At 70.8% G+C, this 21317-nt stretch carries 21 protein-coding genes; 7 read left to right on the top strand and 14 right to left on the bottom strand.

Annotated features, from left to right (window positions below; genetic code table 11):
- The first annotated feature begins 21 nt into the window (after positions 1-21).
- Both ACG00Y_RS26715 and ACG00Y_RS26710 read left to right on the top strand, forming a co-directional pair.
- The gene (locus ACG00Y_RS26715; protein WP_394484345.1) at positions 22-1206 is read left to right on the top strand and encodes a GGDEF domain-containing protein; all 1185 of its coding nucleotides are present in this window, start codon (positions 22-24) and stop codon (positions 1204-1206) included.
- Complete coding sequence (locus ACG00Y_RS26710) at positions 1203-2375, top strand: GGDEF domain-containing protein (RefSeq protein WP_394484343.1); 1173 nt, start codon at positions 1203-1205, stop codon at positions 2373-2375. Before ACG00Y_RS26715 ends, ACG00Y_RS26710 begins: the two co-directional genes overlap by 4 nt.
- On the opposite strand, the gene ACG00Y_RS26705 is transcribed toward ACG00Y_RS26710, so the two are convergent.
- The 5 genes from ACG00Y_RS26705 to ACG00Y_RS26685 are packed head-to-tail and all read right to left on the bottom strand — an operon-like array spanning position 2366 to position 5992.
- Positions 2366-3721, bottom strand: coding sequence for an ATP-binding protein (locus ACG00Y_RS26705; RefSeq protein ID WP_394484341.1), 1356 nt, complete (start codon positions 3719-3721; stop codon positions 2366-2368). The two genes, ACG00Y_RS26710 and ACG00Y_RS26705, sit on opposite strands and share 10 nt — an antisense overlap.
- Positions 3721-4392, bottom strand: coding sequence for a winged helix-turn-helix domain-containing protein (locus tag ACG00Y_RS26700; protein ID WP_394484339.1), 672 nt, complete (start codon positions 4390-4392; stop codon positions 3721-3723). The genes ACG00Y_RS26705 and ACG00Y_RS26700 overlap by 1 nt, the downstream gene beginning before the upstream one ends.
- Positions 4393-4403: 11 nt before the next feature.
- Positions 4404-5117 (bottom strand): cytochrome b/b6 domain-containing protein, encoded by a 714-nt coding sequence (locus tag ACG00Y_RS26695; protein WP_394484337.1) that lies wholly within the window; start codon positions 5115-5117, stop codon positions 4404-4406.
- Complete coding sequence (locus ACG00Y_RS26690) at positions 5089-5577, bottom strand: diheme cytochrome c (RefSeq protein WP_394484335.1); 489 nt, start codon at positions 5575-5577, stop codon at positions 5089-5091. The genes ACG00Y_RS26695 and ACG00Y_RS26690 overlap by 29 nt, the downstream gene beginning before the upstream one ends.
- A gap of 10 nt (positions 5578-5587) precedes the next feature.
- Positions 5588-5992, bottom strand: coding sequence for a DUF1924 domain-containing protein (locus ACG00Y_RS26685; RefSeq protein ID WP_394484333.1), 405 nt, complete (start codon positions 5990-5992; stop codon positions 5588-5590).
- A 67-nt stretch (positions 5993-6059) separates the two neighbouring features.
- Between ACG00Y_RS26685 and ACG00Y_RS26680 the strand changes: the two genes are divergently transcribed.
- Entirely contained in the window at positions 6060-7013 is a 954-nt protein-coding gene (locus ACG00Y_RS26680; RefSeq protein WP_394484331.1) for an NAD(P)-dependent oxidoreductase, read from the top strand.
- Here ACG00Y_RS26680 and ACG00Y_RS26675 read toward each other — a convergent pair.
- The 5 genes from ACG00Y_RS26675 to ACG00Y_RS26655 all read right to left on the bottom strand — a co-directional run bounded on the left by ACG00Y_RS26675 (position 6991) and on the right by ACG00Y_RS26655 (position 12554).
- The gene (locus ACG00Y_RS26675; protein ID WP_394484329.1) at positions 6991-7230 is read right to left on the bottom strand and encodes a hypothetical protein; all 240 of its coding nucleotides are present in this window, start codon (positions 7228-7230) and stop codon (positions 6991-6993) included. The genes ACG00Y_RS26680 and ACG00Y_RS26675 overlap by 23 nt on opposite strands.
- 150 nt (positions 7231-7380) lie before the next feature.
- Complete coding sequence (locus ACG00Y_RS26670; protein WP_394484327.1) at positions 7381-9750, bottom strand: ATP-binding cassette domain-containing protein; 2370 nt, start codon at positions 9748-9750, stop codon at positions 7381-7383.
- A 27-nt stretch (positions 9751-9777) separates the two neighbouring features.
- Positions 9778-10965 carry a TolB family protein gene (locus tag ACG00Y_RS26665; protein ID WP_394484325.1) on the bottom strand — a complete coding sequence of 396 codons (1188 nt, stop codon included), beginning with the start codon at positions 10963-10965 and terminating at the stop codon, positions 9778-9780.
- A 105-nt stretch (positions 10966-11070) separates the two neighbouring features.
- Complete coding sequence (locus ACG00Y_RS26660; RefSeq protein ID WP_394484323.1) at positions 11071-11559, bottom strand: hypothetical protein; 489 nt, start codon at positions 11557-11559, stop codon at positions 11071-11073.
- A 23-nt stretch (positions 11560-11582) separates the two neighbouring features.
- Positions 11583-12554, bottom strand: coding sequence for an AraC family transcriptional regulator (locus ACG00Y_RS26655; RefSeq protein ID WP_394484321.1), 972 nt, complete (start codon positions 12552-12554; stop codon positions 11583-11585).
- A gap of 98 nt (positions 12555-12652) precedes the next feature.
- Between ACG00Y_RS26655 and ACG00Y_RS26650 the strand changes: the two genes are divergently transcribed.
- Positions 12653-13060, top strand: a complete 408-nt coding sequence (locus tag ACG00Y_RS26650) for an MAPEG family protein (RefSeq protein WP_394484319.1) — start codon at positions 12653-12655, stop codon at positions 13058-13060.
- A gap of 8 nt (positions 13061-13068) precedes the next feature.
- On the opposite strand, the gene ACG00Y_RS26645 is transcribed toward ACG00Y_RS26650, so the two are convergent.
- The 4 genes from ACG00Y_RS26645 to ACG00Y_RS26630 form a co-directional block, all read right to left on the bottom strand.
- Positions 13069-14121 (bottom strand): 2-oxoacid:ferredoxin oxidoreductase subunit beta, encoded by a 1053-nt coding sequence (locus ACG00Y_RS26645; RefSeq protein ID WP_394484317.1) that lies wholly within the window; start codon positions 14119-14121, stop codon positions 13069-13071.
- Complete coding sequence (locus ACG00Y_RS26640) at positions 14118-15953, bottom strand: 2-oxoacid:acceptor oxidoreductase subunit alpha (RefSeq protein ID WP_394484315.1); 1836 nt, start codon at positions 15951-15953, stop codon at positions 14118-14120. The genes ACG00Y_RS26645 and ACG00Y_RS26640 overlap by 4 nt, the downstream gene beginning before the upstream one ends.
- On the bottom strand, positions 15950-17731 hold the full coding sequence (locus ACG00Y_RS26635; protein WP_394484313.1) for an FAD-dependent oxidoreductase: 1782 nt from the start codon (positions 17729-17731) through the stop codon (positions 15950-15952). Before ACG00Y_RS26635 ends, ACG00Y_RS26640 begins: the two co-directional genes overlap by 4 nt.
- 111 nt (positions 17732-17842) lie before the next feature.
- Entirely contained in the window at positions 17843-18598 is a 756-nt protein-coding gene (locus ACG00Y_RS26630) for an SDR family NAD(P)-dependent oxidoreductase (RefSeq protein ID WP_394484311.1), read from the bottom strand.
- A 145-nt stretch (positions 18599-18743) separates the two neighbouring features.
- On the opposite strand from ACG00Y_RS26630, the gene ACG00Y_RS26625 reads away from it, so the two are divergent.
- The 3 genes from ACG00Y_RS26625 to ACG00Y_RS26615 are packed head-to-tail and all read left to right on the top strand — an operon-like array spanning position 18744 to position 21312.
- A complete protein-coding gene (locus ACG00Y_RS26625; RefSeq protein ID WP_394484309.1) occupies positions 18744-19751 on the top strand; it encodes a MerR family transcriptional regulator in 1008 nt (335 codons plus the stop codon).
- Positions 19748-20734, top strand: a complete 987-nt coding sequence (locus ACG00Y_RS26620) for a KpsF/GutQ family sugar-phosphate isomerase (protein ID WP_394484307.1) — start codon at positions 19748-19750, stop codon at positions 20732-20734. Before ACG00Y_RS26625 ends, ACG00Y_RS26620 begins: the two co-directional genes overlap by 4 nt.
- Positions 20734-21312 (top strand): KdsC family phosphatase, encoded by a 579-nt coding sequence (locus ACG00Y_RS26615; protein ID WP_394484306.1) that lies wholly within the window; start codon positions 20734-20736, stop codon positions 21310-21312. Before ACG00Y_RS26620 ends, ACG00Y_RS26615 begins: the two co-directional genes overlap by 1 nt.
- Positions 21313-21317: the final 5 nt, after the last annotated feature.

The raw sequence follows: 21317 nt of genomic DNA, 5'->3' as shown, positions 1-21317 counted from the left end.
CGGGGAAGATGCCGGGCTTACATGCAATTTCTCGACGTCCCCACCGTCCTTCAAGTCAGCGCCGTCTTCAACCTGATGGCGGCGCTGGCCTGGCTGATGCTTGCCCAGGCCTTTCGCATCGCGCCGCGCGCCAGCCGGCTGATGGCGGCCGCCCACCTGGTGCGCGTGCTGCTGCAGGTTAGCGAAGGTTTCATGGCCGGCTGGCCACTGCTGCTGCGCCAGGCGGTGGCCGAGTTCAGCCTGCTGCTGTCCATGCTGCTGCTGCTGGCGCTGCGCCGCATGGTGGGCAGCCGGCGGCGGGCACGGCACATCGCGTGGATCAGCGGCGTTGGCGCGCTGGGCATTGCGCTGGGGCTGGCCAGCGGCTCGGTGCTGCTGCCGCAGCTGGCCAGCATGGGCAGCGCCACCGTGCTGGCGGCGCTGGCCGTGCACGAGATCCGGCGCGGCATCGCCAAGCAGCTCTCGCCGTTCATCTCCGGCTGCACCGCGCTGCCATTCGCGCTGCTGGCCGTCGCCGGCATGGTGCACATCGGCATGCTGCTTACGGGCGTGGGCGGCGCGGCGCGCCCGGGCGAGCTGCCAACGGCGGGGCGGGCGGTGGTGGCCTTCATCGTGACGGCGGGCATCACGCTCAGCCTCATCGCGCTGATGATCTGGCGCGTCATCATGCGCATCCAGCACCTGACGCACCGCGACCCGCTGACCGGCGCGCTGAACCGCCGCGCCTTCGAGCTGGCCCTGGCCGAGGCCCAGGCCCAGTTGCAGCGCGGCCACGGCTTCGCGCTGGCGATGATCGACATCGACCATTTCAAGCGCATCAACGACGCACACGGCCACGCGGCCGGCGACGCGGCGCTGCAGCACTGCGTGCGCATCTGGCAGGCCGGGCTGCGCGAGACCGACTGCCTGGGGCGGCTGGGCGGCGAGGAGTTCTGCGCGCTGCTGCCGCTGGCCTCGCCGGACGACCTGGCCACGGCCGCCGTCATCACCGAGCGGCTGCGCGCCAGCCTGGATGCCCAGCCGCTGCACTGGCAAGGCATGGCGCTGCCGCTGTCCGCCAGCTTTGGCGTGGCCCTGCCCGTGGCGGGCGATGCGCAAGGCGAGATCGGCCTGGTCCGCGCCGACGCCGAGCTGTACCGGGCCAAGGCCGAAGGCCGCAACCGCGTCTGCGTCGCGCGGCAGCTGCAGCCGGCGGCTTCCGCATGAGCCTCGCCGCGCCGACGCCGGCCGAGACGGTGACGCTGCTGGCCGCCGTCGCCGCCACTGCGTTCGTCGCGACGCTGGTGTGGCTGGCACTGGCGCTGGTGGCGCGCATCGCGCTGCGGGCCTCGCTGACGCTGGCTGCCGCCAACGCCGCCAGCGCGCTCGCGCTGACCTTGCACGCGCTGCGTGGCGTGGCGCCCGACGCGCTCACGCGATGGCCGAGCGACGTGCTGGCCGTGGCCTCGTTCGCGCTGCTCGGCGCCGCAGTGCAGGCCATGACGACGCGGCGCCTGTCGTGGCAAACGACGACGCTGACCGTGGCTGCAGTGGCCACCCTGCTGCTGGCGCTGCCCGACGGTGTCGACCCGCGCTGGCCGGCGCGCATCGTCAATGGCGCCGGCGCGGCACTGACGCTGGTGGCGGGCCTGCTCGCCTGGCGCCAGCTTGGCGCGGCTGCCGACGGCCGGCGCGCTCCGGCGGCGCTGGCCCTGCCGCTGTTCCTGCTGTCGCTGCTGCTCGCCGCGAGGACGGTGGAAACCTTCGTCAACGCGGGCAGTGCCGGCGACCTGCGCGTGCCGTCGGCGTTCAACATCGCCTGCCTGTGGGCCGCCTTCGTGCTGGTGCTGCTGCAGAACGCGGCGCTGGCGCTGCTGGTGCTGATGCGGCTCGTCAGCCGCATCGAGCGGCTGCTGCAGCGCGACCCGCTGACCGACACGCTGAACCGCCGCGCCTTCGACCAGGCGCTGGAGCAGGCCCATGCCTGGCTGCAGCGCGGCCGCGGCTATGCGCTGGTGATGATCGACATGGACCGCTTCAAGCAGCTCAACGACACACTGGGCCATGCCGCCGGTGACGCCGCGCTGCGCCAGATGGTGGAGGAGCTGCAGCCCTGCGTGCGCGAGGTGGACCGCTTTGGCCGCCTGGGCGGCGAGGAGTTCTGCGTGCTGCTGCCGGACACCGGCATCGCCGGCGCGGCGCTGGTGGCCGAGCGCATGCGCGCCCTCGTCCACGCGGCGCCGCTGCACTGGCTGGAGCAGGACTGGCCGCTGAGCGCCAGCTTCGGCATCGCCGAGGCCGAGCCCGGCGATGCCAACGGCGCTGCGGTGCTGGCGCGCGCGGATGCGGCGCTCTACCGGGCCAAGAAGCAGGGCCGCAACGTCGTTCAGGAGTGAACGGCTGACCCAAGCTGCACCGTGACGGCCAGGCCGCCCAGCGACACCGAGCGAGACACCGACACCTGCGCCGCGAGCACGGTGGCGATGCGCCGCGTGATCGACCAGCCCAGGCCGCTGCCGCTCTGGCCGCTGCCGATGACGCGGAAGAAGCGCTCGCCCAGGTGTGCGATGTCGGGCTCGCTCATGCCGGGGCCGCTGTCTTCGACCGTCAGCTCGGCGCCGCCGGGTGCCGCCCGCACAAGCACCCGCACGCTCGCACCTTCAGGGCTGTAGCGGATCGCGTTGTCGACGAGGTTGCGGGCCAGCACCGACAGCAGCGTCGCCTCGGCGTGGACCGGCAACGAATCGGGTGCCTCAAGCGCCAGGCTCTGCCGCTTGTCCAGCGCCAGACCCGCAGCCTCGGCGACGACCTGGCGGACCACGGCCACGGCGTCCAGTGCGGCAAGCGCCGGCGCGCTGCCTGACTCCAGCCGGGACAGCGTCAGCAGTTGCTCGACGAGGCGGGTGGCGCGGTCGCAACCTTGCAAGGTCGCGCTCAGCGCGCGCCGCCGCTCGGCGTCGTCCACCGAGGCAGAAGCCACCTGGGCCTGGGCGCGGATGGCGGCGATGGGCGTGCGCAGCTCATGCGCCGCATCCGCCGTGAAGCGGCGCTCCGAAGCCATCAGCTCGCCGATACGCTCGAACAAGCCGTTCAGCGCGTCCAGCATGGGCGCCATCTCGGCGGGCGCGCCGGCGACGGCGATGGGCTGCAGCGCCTGGGGCTGCCGCTGCGCCAGCGTGCGGCCCAGGGCGCGCAGCGGCGCCACGCCCTGGCGCACCGCCCACCAGGCCGCCAGGGCCAGCAGCGGCAGCGCGAACAGCATGGGCGTGAGGCCGCTGCGCAGCACTGCCCAAAGGATGTCGTTGCGCGAGTCGATCTGTTCGCCGACGAAGACCTGCGTGTCCCGCTCGCGCCCGTGGGCGGCAAAGACGCGCCATGTTTCGCCCGCCATCTCGACGGTGCGGAAGCCGTTCGTGGCGCTGCCGCTGAACGCCAGCATCGGCTGGACCGGCGCGTTGGCCGACCGCATCGCCAGGCGGCCGTCGTGGAAGACCTGGAACGCGACCTTGGGCGCATAGCGGTGCAGCGATGGCGCGTTGACAGCTTGATGGTCGTCCTCGATCTCGCCGGCCTGCTGCACGACCAGCAGCGCCGCCGCCTGGGCGAGATGACTGTCCAGCAGTTCGTCCAGTTCGTGGCGCACGTCCAGCCAGGTCAGCGCCGCCGCGACGGCCCAGACCGCCGCCACCACGCCCAGCACCAGCGCCAGCAGCCGGCCTTGCAGCGAACGCGGGCGCTGCATCATGCCCGCGCTGGCTCGCGCATCACGACGTAGCCGACGCCGCGCACCGTCTGTATCAGCGCGCTGCCCAGCTTGCGCCGCAGGTGGTGCACGTGCACCTCGACGGCATTGCTGTCGACCTCCTGCCCCCAGCTGTACAGGTGCTGCTCCAGCTGCTCGCGCGACAACACCCGGCCAGTGTTGAGCAGCAGCGTGTGCAGCAGGTCGAACTCACGCGCCGACAGCGCCACGGGCGCACCGACCTGCAGCACGGAGCGGGCCGCCGGGTCCAGCACCACGTCCTGGGCCGTCAGGCATTCCTGCGGCTGTCCGTGGGCGCGCCGCACCAGCGCACGCAGCCGCGCGGCCAGCTCGTTCAGGTCGACGGGCTTCACCACGTAGTCATCCGCGCCGACGTCCAGGCCGCGGATGCGGTCCGGCAGCGCGTCGCGCGCGGTCAGCACGAGGACAGGCAATGTGAGGCCGGCGCGGCGGATGGCCGCCAACACGTCCATGCCGTCCTTCAGTGGCAGGCCCAGGTCAAGCACCGCCGCCGCGTAGGGATGGGCCCGCAGCTCGCTCTCGGCGGCCAAGCCGTCGCGCACCCAGTCCACCAGGAAGCCGAGCTGGCGCAGGCCGGCGCGCAGGCCGTCGCCGAGCAAGGGGTCGTCTTCGGCGAGGAGCACGCGCATGGGCCGGATTCTCAGTCGTCGTCGCGGTCGTGGTGGCTGGCGGACATCGCAGCGTCTGGCGCTGGAGCGCTTTGCCACTGGACAGCCCAGAAGCCCAGCACCGCCGCCAGCATCAGCGCCGCCACACTTCGCCAGGCGCTGCGCACGGTGTCCTCGGGGGCGCCCGCCTTGCGACCGCTGAGCATGGCGCCGATCAGGTTGTCGCCATGCACCCAGCTGCCGATCAGCACGCCTGCCAGATGCAGGCCGACGACGGCCAGCATTGCGTTGGCCGCGCCCTCGTGCAGCTCCTCCAGCCATTCGCCGCCGAGGTCGTTGTAGGTGGCCCAGCCGGCCGCCGTCACCAGGCCGGTCAGGCCCAGCAAGGCGACGATGGCGAGCGCGCCCGCCGGGTTGTGGCCGACGTGATGCTCGGGCTGGCCGCTGACCAGGCTGCGCAGATAGCGCCACACGGCCGCCGGGCCGCGCACGAAGCTGGCAAAGCGCGCATGCCGCGTGCCGACCAGCCCCCAGACGACGCGAAACGCAAGCAGGCCGGCCATCGTGTAGCCGAGCGTCACATGCAGCAGGCGCCAGCGTTCGCTCTCGGCGGTGAGGTAGGCCCCGGCAAAGCTGAGCACCATCAACCAGTGGAAGACGCGCACCGGCGCGTCCCAGACGAGCACCCTGCGGGCTGGGGCGGAATCGACCGGCGCCTCAGCGCGGGATGCGGATGTTGCGTTCATTGAAATCTCCTCGATCGGCGCCGCTGTGGCAGGCCATGCAGTTGGATGCGCTCTTGATGGACGCACGTTTCCAGGTCGCCGCAGGCACGTCGTCGTGCTTGCGAATGAACCAGGCGGAACGGGTGATGCGGTCTTCAGCCGGCGGCGGCGCGGCGCGCCGGCCCTGGGCCGCGTTGGCCGTCAGCCAGGTCGACAGCGCGGTCACCGTGGCAGCGTCCAGCGACGCATCGGTGCCGAAGTGATGGGGCAGCTGCGTCATCAGCCGCTGCCACGATGCGGCCGGCAGCAGCCCCGGCGGGTAGGCGATGTGGCAGGCCGCGCATTCGGCCTTGTAGGCGGGCAGCAGCGGCGCGGCACGCACATCGTCGGCGCGGGCCGGCACGCACAGGCCCATGCTCGCGGCGAAGGCCAGAACGCAGGTGGCGAGCAGGCCCGATGGCGGGCGGTTGGTGGGTGTCATGGGGCTCGCCTCACGGTTGAAGGGTGAGCAGCCAGCTCAGCACATCCGCCTTTTCGGCGGCCGTGCATTCACGGCCCGCCACGTCGTTGCAATTGCGGCGGAACCATTTCTCGGCCTTGGCCGGGTCGGTGAAGCGCTCGGGGTTGAAGGCGGGCGCCAGCGGCGCGATGGACTTGCCGGTGGCGGCATGCCTGCCCGCCTGGTTCGGCACCGCGCCGTGGCAGGACGCGCAACGCCATTCGCGGCCGTGGCTGGCGTTGAAGAACTGCTGGCCTCGCGCCGGCTGCGGTGCAGCGCCAGCCTGCGCGCTGTAGGTGCGCAAGAGATCGGCGGGCGTGACAGCCAACGCGGCGGACGCCGCGAGGCTGGCAGCAAGACCGACGAGCAGGGTTCGAGCGGATGGCGGGTGGTTCATGGCGGCTCCTTGATCACCATGGTCGTCCGCACGCCTTATCGTTTTCTTATCGCGGCATGATGGGCGCATGAAGGAACACCTGCTGCTGCTCGTCCCCATCGCCGCTGAACACAAGCAACTGCTGTTGGCGCAGTTCCACGTCATCGAAGCCATCGACCCGGCCTCGCGTGCCGCGGCGCTGGCCGCGCATGCCGGCAGCATCGAGCTGGTGCTGACGAACGGCTCGGTCGGCTTCACGGCCACCGAGATTGCCGCGCTGCCGCATCTGAAGTTGCTGGCCGCCCAGGGCGCCGGCTACGAGAACCTGGACGTGGCCGCCGCCCAGGCACGCGGCGTGCTCGTCTGCAACGGCGCCGGCACCAACGACGACTGCGTGGCCGACCATGCGCTGACGCTGCTGCTGGCCAGCGTGCGGGCGCTGCCGCAACAGGGCGCGGCCTTGCGAGCGGGCGTCTGGCGCGATGCGCTGCCGCTGTACCCCGACTTCGGCGGCCGGCGGCTGGGCATCATCGGCCTGGGCGCCATCGGCCTGAAGATCGCGCGCCGCGCGGCGGCCTTCGGCATGGTCATCGGCTATCACAACCGTCGCCCGCGCGACGACGCCGGCGATGCGGCCTACTTCGACAGCGCGCTGGCGCTGGCCGGCTGGGCCGACGACCTGGTCGTCGCGACACCGGGCGGCGCGGGCACGCAGCACATCGTCGATGCAACCGTGCTGGCCGCTCTGGGTGAAGGCGGCCATGTGGTCAACATCGCCCGTGGCAGCTGCGTGGACACGGCCGCGCTGGCCGCCGCGCTGCAGGCCGGCCGCATCGCCGGCGCGGCGCTGGACGTCTACGAGGGCGAGCCCCGCCCGCCGCAGGCGCTGGTGGACCTGCCCAACGTCATCCTGACCCCGCACGTGGCCGGGTGGTCACCGCAGGCCATCCGCGCGACGGTGGCATGCTTCATCGCCAACGTCGAGGCCTGGCGGCGCGGCGAGCCGCTGCCGACGGCCCTCAGCGGCGCGGCTTCTCGATGACTTCGGTCTCGCCGCGCGGCAGGTAGACGCGGCGGCTGCCTTCCTCCAGCGCCCGTTCGATGTCGGCCAGGCGCGGCTGGGGTGGCTGGCAGTCCTGCAGTGTCGCGATCGGCGGCAGGCCAAGCACCGGCTCGGTCCGCTCTGCGGGCGACGGCGTGCCCGCGCGTTGCGGCAGCCAGGCCGGCAGGAATCGATGGGGCGTGGAGTGGACTTTCATGACGGTCAGCGAAGTCAGGCGTCAGGCCAATCAACAGACGTCGCCTACCACCGCGTTGCGACAGGCCCGGGCATTTGAGCGCTGCCGGCGCCGGCCCGCAAGAGGCATTGACACCAACCTGCCTTCGCGCCCCGGCCTGGTGCGCTCCGCTCAGGCGCCGACGTACCGCGCGAGGTGTTGGCCCGTCAGCGTCTTCTTCGCCTTGACCAGCGCTGCCGGCGTGCCCTCGAAGACGACCTGGCCGCCGTCATGCCCTGCCCCCGGCCCGAGGTCGACGAGCCAGTCGGCATGCGCCATCACCGCCTGGTGGTGCTCGATGACGATGACGGACTTGCCGCTGTCGACCAGCCGGTCCAGCAGCGCCAGCAGCTGCGCCACGTCGGCCAGGTGCAGGCCGGTCGTCGGCTCGTCCAGCACGTAGACATCGCCCTTCTCGGCCATTTGCGTAGCGAGCTTGAGGCGCTGGCGTTCACCGCCGGACAGCGTGGTTAGCGGCTGGCCGAGACTGAGGTAGCCCAGGCCCACGTCGGCCAGGCGTTCGAGGATGGCGTGGGCCGCCGGCACCTTGGCCGCCGCGAAGAAGGCCGTGGCCTCGGTGACAGGCATGGCCAGCACCTCGCTGATGTCGCGGCCGGCCAGCTTGTAGGCCAGCACGGCAGGCTGGAAGCGCTTGCCTTCGCAGTCCTCGCAAGGCGTTGCGACGCTAGCCATGGGCCCCAGATCCGTGAAGATGACGCCCGCGCCGTTGCAGGCCGGGCAGGCGCCTTCGGAGTTGGCGCTGAAGAGCGCAGGCTTCACGCCATTGGCCTTGGCGAAAGCGCTGCGGATGGGGTCCAGCAGTCCGGTGTAGGTGGCCGGGTTGCTGCGCCGCGAGCCGCGGATGGCGGCCTGGTCGATGGCGACGACGCCGTCCAGCTTGGCCACCGAGCCGTGAATGAGCGAGCTCTTGCCCGAGCCCGCCACGCCGGTGACGACGACCAGCACGCCCAGCGGGATGTCGACATCGACGGACTGCAGGTTGTGCGTGCTGGCGCCGCGCACCTTGAGCGCACCCTTGGGCTTGCGCACGCCGGCCTTCAACGCGGCGCGGTCGTCCAGGTGGCGGCCGGTCAGCGTGCCGCTGGCGCGCAGGCCGGCGACGCTGCCCTCAAAGACCACCTCACCGCCAGCCGAGCCGGCGCGGGGGCCGAGATCGATGACATGGTCCGCCATCGCGATGACCTCGGGCTTGTGCTCGACGACCAGCACCGTGTTGCCCTTGTCGCGCAGGCGCAGCAGCAACTCGTTCATGCGGCCGATGTCATGCGGATGCAGGCCGATGGTGGGCTCGTCGAAGACATATGTCACGTCGGTCAGCGCCGAGCCGAGGTGGCGGATCATCTTGGTGCGCTGCGCCTCGCCGCCGGACAGCGTGCCCGAGGGCCGGTCCAGCGACAGATAGCCAAGTCCGATCTCGACGAAGGAGTCGAGCAGCTGCTGCAGCGCGGTCAGCAGCGGCGCGACGTTAGGCGCCTTGATGCCGCGCACCCACACGGCCAGGTCGCTGATCTGCATGGCGCAGACCTCGGCGATGTTGAGCTTGGCGATGCGCGACGAGCGCGCCGCCTCGCCCAACCGCGAGCCGCCGCATTCGGGGCAGGTGGTGAAGATGATGGCGCGCTCGACAAAGGCGCGGATGTGCGGCTGCAGCGCGTCCACGTCCTTGGACAGGAAGGACTTCTGGATGGACGGGATCAGGCCGGCATAGGTCAGGTTGATGCCGTCGACCTTGATCTTGGTCGGCTCCTTGTGCAGCAGCTCGTGCAGTTCGCGCTTGGTGAACCTGGCGATGGGCTTGTCGGCATCGAAGAAGCCGCAGGCGCGGTAGATGCGGCCCGTCCAGCCGTCCGGCGTGTAGCCGGGCACGGTGATGGCGCCTTCGTTGAGCGACTTGCTCGCGTCATAAAGCTGCGTCAGGTCGAAGTCGCTCACCGCGCCCATGCCCTCGCAGCGCGGGCACATGCCGCCGGTGCGGGTGAAGGTCTGCTTGACGGCCTGGCTGGCCTCGCCCTTCTCCACGGTGATGACGCCGGTCGCCTTGACCGCCGGCACGTTGAAGGCGAAGGCGCTGGGCGGGCCGATGTGCGGCTGGCCCAGGCGACTGAACAGGATGCGCAGCATCGCGTTCGCGTCCGTCGCCGTACCCACGGTGGAGCGCGCGTTGGCGCCCATGCGCTCCTGGTCGACGATGATGGCCGTGGTGATGCCATCCAGCACGTCCACATCCGGCCGCGCCAGCGTGGGCATGAAACCCTGCACGAAGGCGCTGTAGGTCTCGTTGATGAGGCGCTGCGACTCGGCCGCCAGGGTGCCGAAGACGAGCGAACTCTTGCCCGAACCCGACACGCCGGTGAACACCGTCAGCCGCCGCTTGGGGATGTCGACGCTGATGTCCTTGAGGTTGTTCTCGCGCGCGCCCTGCACGCGGATGAGGTCGTGGCGGTCGGCTGCGGGCGCGGTGGGTGTTTTCTTGCTGGCCATGCCCGCGAGGATAGCCAGCGGCACGGCTCAGGCGCTACGGCGCAGCCGGCGCACGGCGGGCAGCAAGCCCAAGGCCGCCAGCACCAGCGCGAGCGAGGCCGGTTCGGGCAGGCGCCCGCTGTCCTGCGGCGCCAGCACGTCCATGAACACCTGGAAGGCGCCGCTGGGGTTGGCGCCGTTCAGGTTCATCGTCGACACATAGGCGATGCTCAGCCCGTCCTCGCTGAGGACGGCATCCGTGCTGAAGGCGCCCAGCGTGTCGGTGAGCTGCAGGAAGCTGCCGGCCAGAAGGTCGTAGACGAAGATCTCGGTGTTGCCGTCGGCATTGCCGCCGGTCAGGTCGGCCGAGCTGCCGAAGGCGATGCGGCTGCCGTCGCCACTGACGCTGGCCGCCTGAGCGTTGCCGGCGCTGGTCTGCGTGACCTGCGCCAGCGTCTGCGTCAGCACGTCGTAGCGGAACAGCTCGCTGTTGCCATCGGCGTTCAGGCCCAGCGGGTCGAAGGTGGAGACGAAGGCCAGGCTGTTGCCGTCGGCGCTGAGCGCGGCGCCCTGGTTGAAGCCGCTGCCGGCGGGCGAGACGATGGTGGTCGTGCCGCTGGCCACGTCCAGAAGCCGCACGCCCTGCGAGAAGCCCTCGTAGGCAATGCGGCCGCCGTCGCCGCTCATCGAGAACCCGAACGGCGCCGACATGACGACGCTGGAGAAGCTCTGCGTCGTCGTGTCGTAGAAGCGCAGGCCCAGGTTGTCGGTGTTGACGGCGATGAGCTTGCCGTCGCGGCTGATGGCCGACGACTCGAACATGCCCGGCGAGGTCAGCGTCGTCAGCGTGTTGGTGTTGAGGTCGTAGCTCTGCGTCTGGAAGTTGGCGATGCTGCCGTTGATGACGAAATGCTGGAACACCAGCCGGCTGCCGTCACCGCTGAGGCTGGGCGCCTGGTTGCCGCCGGCGAGGCCCCCGCCGGGCTGGTCGGTGATCTGGCGCAGCTGCGCCGGCGCGCGGTCGTAGACGAAGACCTCGAAGTTGCGGTCGGCATTGCTGCCGGTGAGGTCGGACGCCGAGTAGAAGGCCAGCCGACTGCCGTCGGCGCTGAGGCTGGGGCCGAAGGAGTTGGTATTGCCGCTGCTCAGTTGCAAGGGCGCGGCATGGGCAGCGCCACAAAGGCCGATGAGCGAGAGGGCCAGCAGCGAGGGACGGGGGGCGAGGGTGGATGTCATGGCGGTCTCCAGGCGATGCCACGAAGTGGCTCAGCAAGGAAGACGCGTTGCTGCAGCGGGCAGCGACACGGCTCGCCCCCCTCAGCTGCGGGAGGCCGGGGTGTCTCAGCCCGTCTTGGCCGGCGTGCTGGCGACGCAGGCCTTGGCCACCGCCAGCCCGCGCAGGAAACCGCGCCGCACGCCACCAGCCGTGATGGCCGCGCTGACCTGGCGCGCGTAACGCTCGGCGCCGCTGAGCTTGCGCACCCAGCCGCGGAACGGGATGACGCCCTCGGCCGTGCGCTGCAGCGCGCCGGTGGCGGCGTCCTCGCCGCGCTCCAGCAGGCTGGGGCCGCCCTTGCCGGCAGGCGCATCGAGGTCGGGGCCGAGCACTTCGTCCAGCGCCTGGATGCTGGCGGTCAGCGCCGGGCAGCTGAGGTCGGCCGGCGGCGCATAGGGCGCTGCGGCGGCGGCCCTCAGCACTTCGGGGATGTCGGCGCGGACGACGTTGAGGTCGGAGAGCGGTGTGGTGGCCGCGTTGGCGACCTTGTCGCCGCCGGAAGACGCGCAAGCGGTCAGCGCGAACGCGAGGGTGATGAGCAGGAGATGGCGCATGGCGGCCATCATCGCAGCCCAGCTCAGCGACGCGCCAGCCGCCACGCTCCGGGCGGCTGGCCCAGTTGGCCCTTGAACGCACGGCTGAAGGCCGGGACGCTGTCATAGCCGACGCGCGCTGCCACCTCCGCCAGCGGGAGCTGTCCCTCGATCAAGAGCCGGCAGGCAACATTGGCCCGCCATTGCGCCACGTAGCCCATCACGCTCATGCCGACGCCGGCACGGAAGCGCGCCGCAAACCGCGACGGCGACAGCGCCACCTTCCCGGCCAGGCGCTCGACGCTCCAGGCTTCTTGCGGCCGCTCATGGACACACCGCAACGCCGCGCCGAGGCGGGCATCGGCCAGCCCGCGCAGCCACCCCGGCTCGATGGTTGCACCGGCGCTGTCGCGGTGAACCTTGAGGGTCTCGGCGCACATCAGCTCCAGCAGCCGCGCCGCGCTGAAGCCGGTGGAGGCGCCCCGGTCCAGTTCCTGCGCCAGCAGCGCCACGGTACCGGCCAGCATCGGCGTGGCGCTGTCATCGGCCGCCGTCACCCGCAGCACCGGCGGCAGCGCGCCGAGCAGCGGGTTGAGTGGCACCCCCTGCGTCACGAACACGCCGCAGATCAGTTCGGTGGCGCCGGCCGTGCCGCGTGGCGTGGGCGGCGGCCCCATGCCGGCCAGGATGCTGGCCAGCGGCACGGCGGTGTGACAGTCGCCACGCGAGAGGCGGTGCGCCGCGCCGTCGGTCACCAGCGCGATGTCGCGCAGGCCCACATCGAGGGGCGGCGCGCCGCCCAGGCGCAGCTCGAAGGCCTCGGCCCGCACATGGTGGAACACCAGCACCCGGGCATGCGGCGGCGCCTGGATAAGGCCGCGCAGCTCGGGCTCGGCGGGCACGTCCACGGCCCAGGGCGGCGCGTAGGCGCAGTGCAGCAGCACCGTGCCGACGATGCGGAGGTCGGCAAGGGCGTCGTCGAAGGGGTCGACGGGTTGAGCTGGCAGCGTGGGCACTTCAGTCGTTCAAGACAATGAATTGATAGAAATCATCATAGATACGACTGCATCGGTTCCCTAGCATGCCAGCCATCTCATTCACACCGGCCCCACGCATGCCTCAGCTCTCGCCCGAACTGCATTTCCTCACCCTCAGTGCCGCGCTGACCGGCCTGCTCTGGGTGCCGATCATCGTCAACCGCCTGCGCGAAATGGGGGTCTGGGCGGCGCTGCGCAACCCGCAGCCCGATGTACGACCGCATGCCGACTGGGCCTACCGGCTGGCCAATGCGCACCGCAACGCCATCGAGAACCTGGCGGTGTTTGCGCCGCTGGCGCTGACAGTGCATGGCCTGGGCCTGGGTGACGCCGGCACCGCGCTGGCGGCAGGCGCCTTCTTCTGGAGCCGGCTGGCGCACGCCCTGATCTACACCACGGGCGTGCCGTTGCTGCGCACGCTGGCCTTCGTCGTCGGCTTCGGCGCGCAGGCGATGCTGGTGCTGCGGATTCTGGGTCTGGGCTGAAAGGCGGCTCAGCGCAGCCCGGCATTGATCTTTGCGAGCGCCGCCGCGCCCGGGCACAGCTCGGCCTCATCCAGCGTGTTCAGCGGCCGGGCCGTGGTGTGTTGCGCGGCATGCCAGTCCTTGGCCGCCGGGTCAACGTAGAGCAGGCCGGTCGCAATCTCGCCGCCCGCCGCAAGACGCTGCATTGCGTTCATCGCGGCTATGCGGTCGGTGGGGTCGTAGTCGGGCGCCATCCTCCTGAGCCGCAGCGTGCTGCCATCGGCCTGCGGCACGTCGACCACCTCGGGTGAATGCTCGACGACCTGCTCGGCGGCCAGGTCAAGGAAGTCGATGCGGTTCAGCGCCTCGTTGTGGGCGCGGACATGGTCATAACTGCGTGTCGAGCCGGCGTGGTTATTGAAGGCCACACAGGGGCTGATGACGTCGATGAAGGCCGCGCCGCCGTGGCGGATGGCGCCTTCGATCAGCGGCACCAGCTGGGCCTTGTCGCCCGAGAAGCTGCGCGCGACGAAGGTGGCGCCGAGCTGCAGCGCCAGCGCGGCGAGGTCGATGGCCGCGTCGTTGTTGGTGGCGCCCTTCTTGGCGACCGAGCCCTTGTCGGCCGTGGCGCTGAACTGGCCCTTGGTCAAGCCGTAGACGCCGTTGTTCTCGACGATGTAGACCATGCGCACGCCGCGCCGCATCGCGTGGGCGAACTGGCCCAGACCGATGGAGGCGGAGTCGCCGTCGCCCGACACGCCCAGGTAGAGCAGCTCGCGGTTGGCCAGGTAGGCGCCGGTCAGCACGCTGGGCATGCGGCCGTGCACGGTGTTGAAGCCGTGGCTGGCGCCGAGAAAGTAGTCGGGCGTCTTGCTGGAGCAGCCGATACCCGACAGCTTGGCGACGCGGTGAGGCTCGATGTCCAGCTGCCAGCAGGCCTGCACGATGGCGCTGGAGATGGAGTCATGGCCGCAGCCGGCGCACAGCGTCGAGACCTTGCCTTCGTAGTCGCGGCGCGTGTAGCCGACGGCATTGCGGGTCAGGCTGGGGTGGTGCAGCTTGGGTTTGGCGAGGTAGGTCATGTCGTGCTCCTCGGCGCAGTCGCCAGCGCATGCACATGGCGGGTGATCGCATCGGTGATGAAGCGCGCCGTGATGGGCGTGCCGTCGAAGTGCAGCACCGGCGTGAGGTGTTTGGGGGCCACCTCCAGCTCGTTGACGAGCAGGCGGCGCATCTGCGCGTCGCGGTTCTGCTCGACGACGAAGACGGCGGCGTGGGCTTCGATGAACTCCGCCACCGACGGTGGGAAGGGGTAGGCGCGCAGGCGCATCGCGTCGATGTGGATGCCGGCCTCGGCCAGCGCGGCCAGCGCCTCGTCCATGGCCGGTGCGGTGGAGCCGAAGTAGAGGACACCGACGCTGGTCTTCTTCGCCGCAGAACGCACCAACGGCTGAGGCGCGAGCAGCGCGGCGGTGGCGAACTTGGCGCGCAGGCGTTCGACATTGCGCAGGTAGTCCTCCCCGCGCTCGGAGTAGATGGCGGCCTCGTTGCGCGTGGTGCCGCGGGTGAAGTAGGCGCCCTTGCTCGCGTGCGTGCCGGGCAGCGTGCGCCAGGGGATGCCATCGCCGTCGACGTCCTTGTAGCGGGCGAAGGGCGTGCCGGCATCGAGCTGCTCGGCGCTCATGACCTTGCCGCGGTCGTAGCGGCGCGTGTCGTCCCATTCGAGCGGCGCGCACAGCCGCTGGTTCATGCCGATGTCCAGGTCGCTCATCAGGAAGACGGGCGTCTGCAGGCGCTCGGCGAGGTCCAGCGCGTCGGCCGCGAACTCGAAACACTCGCGCGGGTCCTCGGGCAGCAGCAGCACGTGCTGGGTGTCGCCATGCGAGGCGTAGGCGCTGCTCAGCAGGTCGGCCTGCTGCGTGCGTGTGGGCATGCCGGTGCTGGGGCCGCCGCGCTGCACGTCGATGACGACGAAGGGGATCTCGGCGAAATAGGCCAGGCCCAGGAACTCTGTCATCAGCGACACGCCGGGGCCCGAGGTCGCCGTGAAGGCGCGCGCGCCGTTCCAGCCGGCGCCGGTGATGATGCCAATGGACGCGATCTCGTCCTCGGCCTGCACGATGGCGTAGCGCTTCTCGCCGCTGACCGGGTCGGTGCGGAATTTCACCGCGTACTTCTCGAAAGCCTCGGCGACCGACGACGACGGCGTGATCGGGTACCAGGCGCAGACGGTCGCGCCGCCGTACACACAGCCCAGCGCCGTCGCCGCATTGCCTTCCAGGAAGACCTTGTCGCCCACCGCATCGGCCGGTTTCACGCGCAGGCCGAAGGGCTGTACCGACAGGTGGTCGCGCGCGAACTCGCGGCCGGCGTGCAGCGCACGCACGTTGGAGTCCAGCAGCCGTTCCTTGCCCTGGTACTGCTCGGCGAACAGGGTCTCGATGACGGCGGCCGATATGCCCATCAGCTCGCTCAAGGCGCCCAGTACGAGGATGTTCTTGAACAGCGTGCGCTCACGCGGCACGTCGTAGGTCGCGTTGCAGATGGCCGTGGCCGGCATGCCGATGACGTGAACGTCCGTTCGGAAGGCGCTCGCCGGCATCGGCTTGGTGCTGTCGTGGAACAGGTAGCCACCGGGCTGGATCTCGGCCAGGTCCTGGGCCCAGGTCTGCGGGTTCATCGCCACCATCAGATCCACGCCACCGCGCCGGCCCAGCCAGCCGGCCTCGCAGACCCGCACCTCGTACCAGGTCGGCAGGCCCTGGATGTTGCTCGGGAAGATGTTGCGCGGGCTGACCGACACGCCCATGCGCAGGATGGCGCGGGCGAACAGCTCGTTGGCCGAGGCCGAGCCCGAGCCGTTGACGTTGGCGAACTTGACGACGAAGTCGTTGGTGGCTTCGATGCGGCTCATGCCATCACCTCCTTGCGCGGTGCGATGTCCCGGCAGGACGCACCCGCCTTGGCCGTGACGAGCAGGAACTTCTGCATGTCCCACGCCCCGGTCGGACAGCGCTCGGCGCAAAGCCCGCAGTGCAGGCAGACATCCTCGTCCTTGGCCATCACGCGCCCTGTCTTCAGCCCGCCTTCGACGTAGATGTCCTGCATCAGGTTCAGCGCCGGCGCGTTCAGCCGCTCGCGCAGGTCGGGCCCGTCGTCGGTGAAGGTGATGCAGTCCATCGGGCAGATGTCCACGCAGGCATCGCACTCGATGCACAGCTTGGGCGCGAACACCGTCTGCACGTCGCAGTTCAGACAGCGCTGCGATTCTTTGAAGGCGGTGGCGGCGTCGAAGCCCAGTTCCACCTCGACCTTGATGCTGGCCAGCGCGATGTTGGCCGCCGTCCAGGGCACCTTGCTGCGCAGGTCGTTGGTGATGGCGTTGTCGTAGCTCCACTCGTGGATGCCCATCTTCTGGGACACGAGGTTGACGTGCGGCGGCGGGCGCTGCGTGACCGGCTCGCCGTGCAGCAGGCGGTCGATGCTGACAGCGGCCTCATGGCCGTGGGCGACGGCCGTGATGATGTTCTTCGGCCCGAAGGCCGCGTCGCCGCCGAAGAAGACGTGCGGCAGCGAGGACTGGAAGCTCTTCGCGTCCAGCACCGGCAGGCCGTCGTCGCCAAACGCAATGCCGGCGTCACGCTCTATCCACGGAAAGCTGTTCTCCTGACCGACGGCGATCAGCACCTCGTCGCAGGGAATGACGATCTCCTCGCCGGTCTGCGCCTTCTTGAACCGCATGCCGGTCAGCTTGCCGTCGACATGCTCGAAAGCCAGTGGCACGTGGAAGTCGAGGATGGGGATGCCCTCGTGCTCGGCATCCTCCTTCTCCCACGGCGACGCCTTCATCTGCGCATAGCCGCTGCGCACGGCCACCGTCACGCTGCTGGCGCCTAACCGTCTTGCCGAGCGGCAGCAGTCCATCGCCGTGTTGCCGCCACCCAGCACGATGACGCGCGGCGCCACCGCCGTCACATGCCCGAACGACACGCTGGCCAGCCAGTCGATGCCGATGTGGACGTGCTCGCCCACCTCTGGCCGCCCCGGCAGTGCCAGGTCTCGCCCACGGGGCGCGCCGCAGCCGACGAACACGGCGTCCCAGCCCTCGGCCAGCAGCGCCTTCATCGAGGCGATGCGCTGGCCCGACCGCCACTCCACGCCCAGGCCGAGGATGTAGCCGCATTCCTCGTCGATGACCCGCTCCGGCAACCGGAAGCGCGGAATCTGCGTGCGGATGAAGCCGCCGGGCTTGGCCTCGCCGTCGAACACGGTGACGGCATAGCCCTCCAGGGCCAGGTCTCGCGCCACCGCGAGCGAGGCCGGCCCCGCGCCCACGCAGGCGACACGCTTGCCGTTGCGCGCCGCCGGCTTGGGCAACATGGCGCGGAACTCGTCCGTCTTGTTGTCCGCCGCGACCCGCTTCAGGCGGCAGATCGCCACGGGCTCCGGCTTGGCGGCCTGCTTCTCCTCGACACGACCGCGCCGGCAGGCCGGTTCGCAAGGCCGGTCGCACGTGCGCCCCAGCACGCCGGGGAAGACGTTGCTGACCCAGTTGACCCAATAGGCCTCGTCATGCCGCCCCTGGGCGATGAGGCGGATGTACTCCGGCACGGGCGTGTGCGCGGGGCAGGCCCATTGGCAATCGATGACCTTGTGGAAATAGGCCGGGTCCGAGATGTCAGTCCGCTGCACGGTGTCTCCTCCGTGATGCCTTCTTGTCGGGTCAGTCTAGGACTGACCCTCCCGGCCCGGTCACGTGGAAACCCTTTGCAGCCCGGCCGCCTCGGCCCCAGGCACGAAGCCTCAGCGCACCAGCGGCCGGATGGCCGTGAAGCCCCCGTCCACCGGCAACACCTGGCCCGTGATGCGCGCGGCCTGCTCGGACAGCAGCCAGTCGATGACGCCTGCCACGTCGTCCGCCGTCTGCACGCCCCGCGCATGTGGCAGCGGGTACTGGCGCGCGGCGGCGGCACGCATCTCGGGCTGCTGGGTCAGGCCCGCGCTGAGCGGGGTTTCGGTCAGCCCGGGGGCCACGACATTGACGCGCAGGCCCTGCGAGGCATACGTGGCCGCCGCGCCCCGGGCCAGGCCCTCGACGCCCGCCTTGGCCGCCGAGATGACCTCGTGGTTGCCGACACCGATGCGCGCCACCACCGAACTCATCAGCACCGCCGACCCACCGCAGCTGGCCTGGCGCAGCGCGTCCACCCAGGCCGCGAGGGCGAACACGGCGCTGTCCAGATTGACACGCAGCAGCTCGCGCGCCTGGGCCGGGCGCGTGCGGTGCAGCGGCGCGATCAGCGTGCTGCCGATGCAATGCGCCAGCAGCCGGGGCGGCGCGCCCCAGGTCGCCTGGCAGGTGGCCAGGGCCTGGGCGATGCCCTCGGGCGTCGTCGCGTCGACCGCCAGCCGCAGGTCGCCGACGGCGGTCTCCAGGCGTGCCGGGTCGCGGCTGGTCACAGCCACCCGCACGCCGCGGGCTTGCAGGCGAACGGCCAGGGCGCGGCCGATGCCGCCGGCACCGCCGGTGATCAGCGCGGTTTCGGATGTGTGGGACATGGGAAGCGCTCTCCTCGGGTTCGGGTGGTCGTCGTCAGGCCAGCGGTCGGCAGCCTGGGGTTTCCCTGACCTGAGCGACAAGGGATTCAAATTCAGTTCAACATCGCGGTTGTACGGCCACTTGGCGCCGTAAAGAGGCTCATAAATGGTTCAAAGCCTGTTCAAGACCGGCGTTGTGGCGCATATCGTCGGCATGCCGGCCAACACCTTGCGGGTGTGGGAGCGCCGTTATGGCCTGCAGTGCAGCCAGATCGACGACCACGGCCACCGGCTCTACTCGGCCGACGACGTGCAGCGCATCGCCGCGCTGCGTCAGCTGACCCTGCAAGGCCATGCGATCGGCATCGTCGCCAGGCGCACGCCGGAGGAGGTGCGCCACCTGCTGTCGACGCAGGACCAGGTGCGCGAGGCCGCCCAGGCCATGGCCGAGCCGGCCCGGCCGCCGCGGCAGCTGTGGGTGGTGGGCGCGGCGCTGGCCACGCGCATCAACCGCGCCGCCCCGCGCCGCCATCTGCGCATCGCCGCCACGCTCGATGCTTTGCCACAGGCCCCAGCAGCACCGGGCGCCGCTGCGGCAACCGCGCCCGATGCGCTGCTGCTGCACCTGCCCTCGCTGCACGTGCAGCAGGTCGAGGACATCGCGGCCGCCGCCACCAAGCTGCCCCTGCCACACGTGCTCGTGGTCTACGGCTACAGCAACTCCCAGGCGCTGCGGCGCTGCGCCGAGCTGGGTGTGCAGCCCTGGCGCGACACGCACAACGACCGCAGTCTGGTGAGCTGGATCGTGGACTGCCTGGCCCCCACAGGCAGCGCGCCTGCGACCACGCCCGCGCCGGCAGACAGCGACCCGACCCCACCCACCGCGCCGCAGTACGACGCCGCCACGCTGGCCGACTGGTCCACACGCAAGACTGACATTGCCTGCGAATGCCCGGCCCACATCGCCGAGCTGCTGCTGCGCGTGCAGCAGTTCGAGAGCTACAGCGCCGACTGCGAGCATCGCAGCGAGGAGGACCGGCAGTTGCACGAACAGCTGCACCGCCTGGCCGGCCGGGCGCGCCTGCTGTTCGAGCGGGCGATGCAGCTGCTGGCCGAGCATGAGCAGGCCGTGGCCTCGGCGCGCCCAGGGGCCTTGTCTACACTGGACGGATGAGTTCTTCCGAGTTTGCCGCCGAGAGCGCCATCCGCATCGGCCGCCAGGCGCTGGAGGTCGAGGCCCGCGCGCTGACCGAGCTGGCGCCGCGCCTGGGCGAGTCCTTCGCCCGCGCCGTGCAGGCCATCCTCGCCTGCCGGGGCCGCGTGGCCGTCATGGGCATGGGCAAGAGCGGCCATGTCGGCCGCAAGATCGCCGCGACGCTGGCCTCCACGGGCACGCCGGCGCTCTTCGTCCACCCCGCCGAGGCCGCGCATGGCGACCTGGGCATGGTGACGGCCGGCGACATCGTGCTGGCGCTGTCCAACTCCGGCGAGAGCGACGAGCTGAACGCCATCCTGCCCGTTCTCAAGCGCCTGGGCATCCCCGTCATCGGCATGACCGGGCGCCAAGAGTCCAGCCTGGCCGCCCACGCCGAGGTCGTGCTCGACAGCGCCGTCACCGAGGAAGCCTGCCCGCTGCAGCTCGCGCCCACCGCCAGCACCACGGCGCAGATGGCGCTGGGTGACGCACTGGCCGTGGCGCTGCTGGACGCGCGCGGGTTCAAAGCCGAGGACTTCGCCCGCTCCCACCCCGGCGGCGCCCTGGGCCGCAAGCTGCTGACCCATGTGCGCGACTTGATGCGCAGCGGCGACGCCCTGCCACGCGTGGCTGGCACGACGACCTTCACCGACCTGATGCGCGAGATGAGCGCCAAGGCGCTGGGCATGGCCGTCGTCGTCGACGCCGACGACCGCGTGCAAAGCATCTTCACGGACGGCGACCTGCGCCGCCTCGTCGAGCAAGGCCGCGACCTGCGCGCGCTGACCGCCGCCGACGTGGCCTACCCCAGGCCGCGCACCGTCGCCGCCGATGCGCTGGCCGTCGACGCCGCCGACCTGATGGAGGCGGCGCGCATCACCGTCGTCCTCGTCGTCGACGCCGACAAGCGGCTGATCGGCGCCATCAGCATCAACGACCTGATGCGGGCGAAGGTGATCTGATGGCGGCGCTGACCTTTCCTCCGGAACTCCTCGTCAAGGCCCAGGGCACGGGCCTGGCGATCAAACTCGCGATCTTCGACGTCGACGGCGTGCTGACCGACGGCCGCATCTACATCGGCGAGCGCGGCGAAGAGTTCAAGGCCTTCTCGACGCTGGACGGCCATGGCCTGAAGTCGCTGCAACAGGTGGGCATGACACCCGTCATCATCACCGGCCGCGACAGCCCTGGCGTGCGCCGCCGCGTGGCCGACCTCGGCCTGGCCCATGCCGTTTACGGCGTCAAGGACAAGCTGGCCGCCGCCGAGCCGCTGCTGCAGCAGTTTGGCGTCGGCTGGGGTGAAGTCGCCGTCATCGGCGATGACTGGCCCGACCTGCCGCTGCTGGCCCGCGCCGGCTTCGGCTGCGCGCCACCCGGCGCCCATGCCGAGGTGCTGGCCATCGCCGACCACGTCACGCGCGCGGCCGCCGGGTTCGGTGCGGCGCGCGAGTTCTGCGACCTGCTGCTGATGGCCGCGGGCCACTACGAGCGCCTGCTGCATTCGCATCACGACACGCTGGACGGAGGCCGCACGGGATGACACCG

Origin of the sequence: Pelomonas parva (assembly GCF_043555835.1) — a bacterium.
GTDB lineage: Bacteria > Pseudomonadota > Gammaproteobacteria > Burkholderiales > Burkholderiaceae_C > Pelomonas > Pelomonas parva.
The sequence above is the reverse complement of the archived record's forward strand: the minus strand, read 5'-3'. Positions and strand labels throughout refer to the sequence as shown.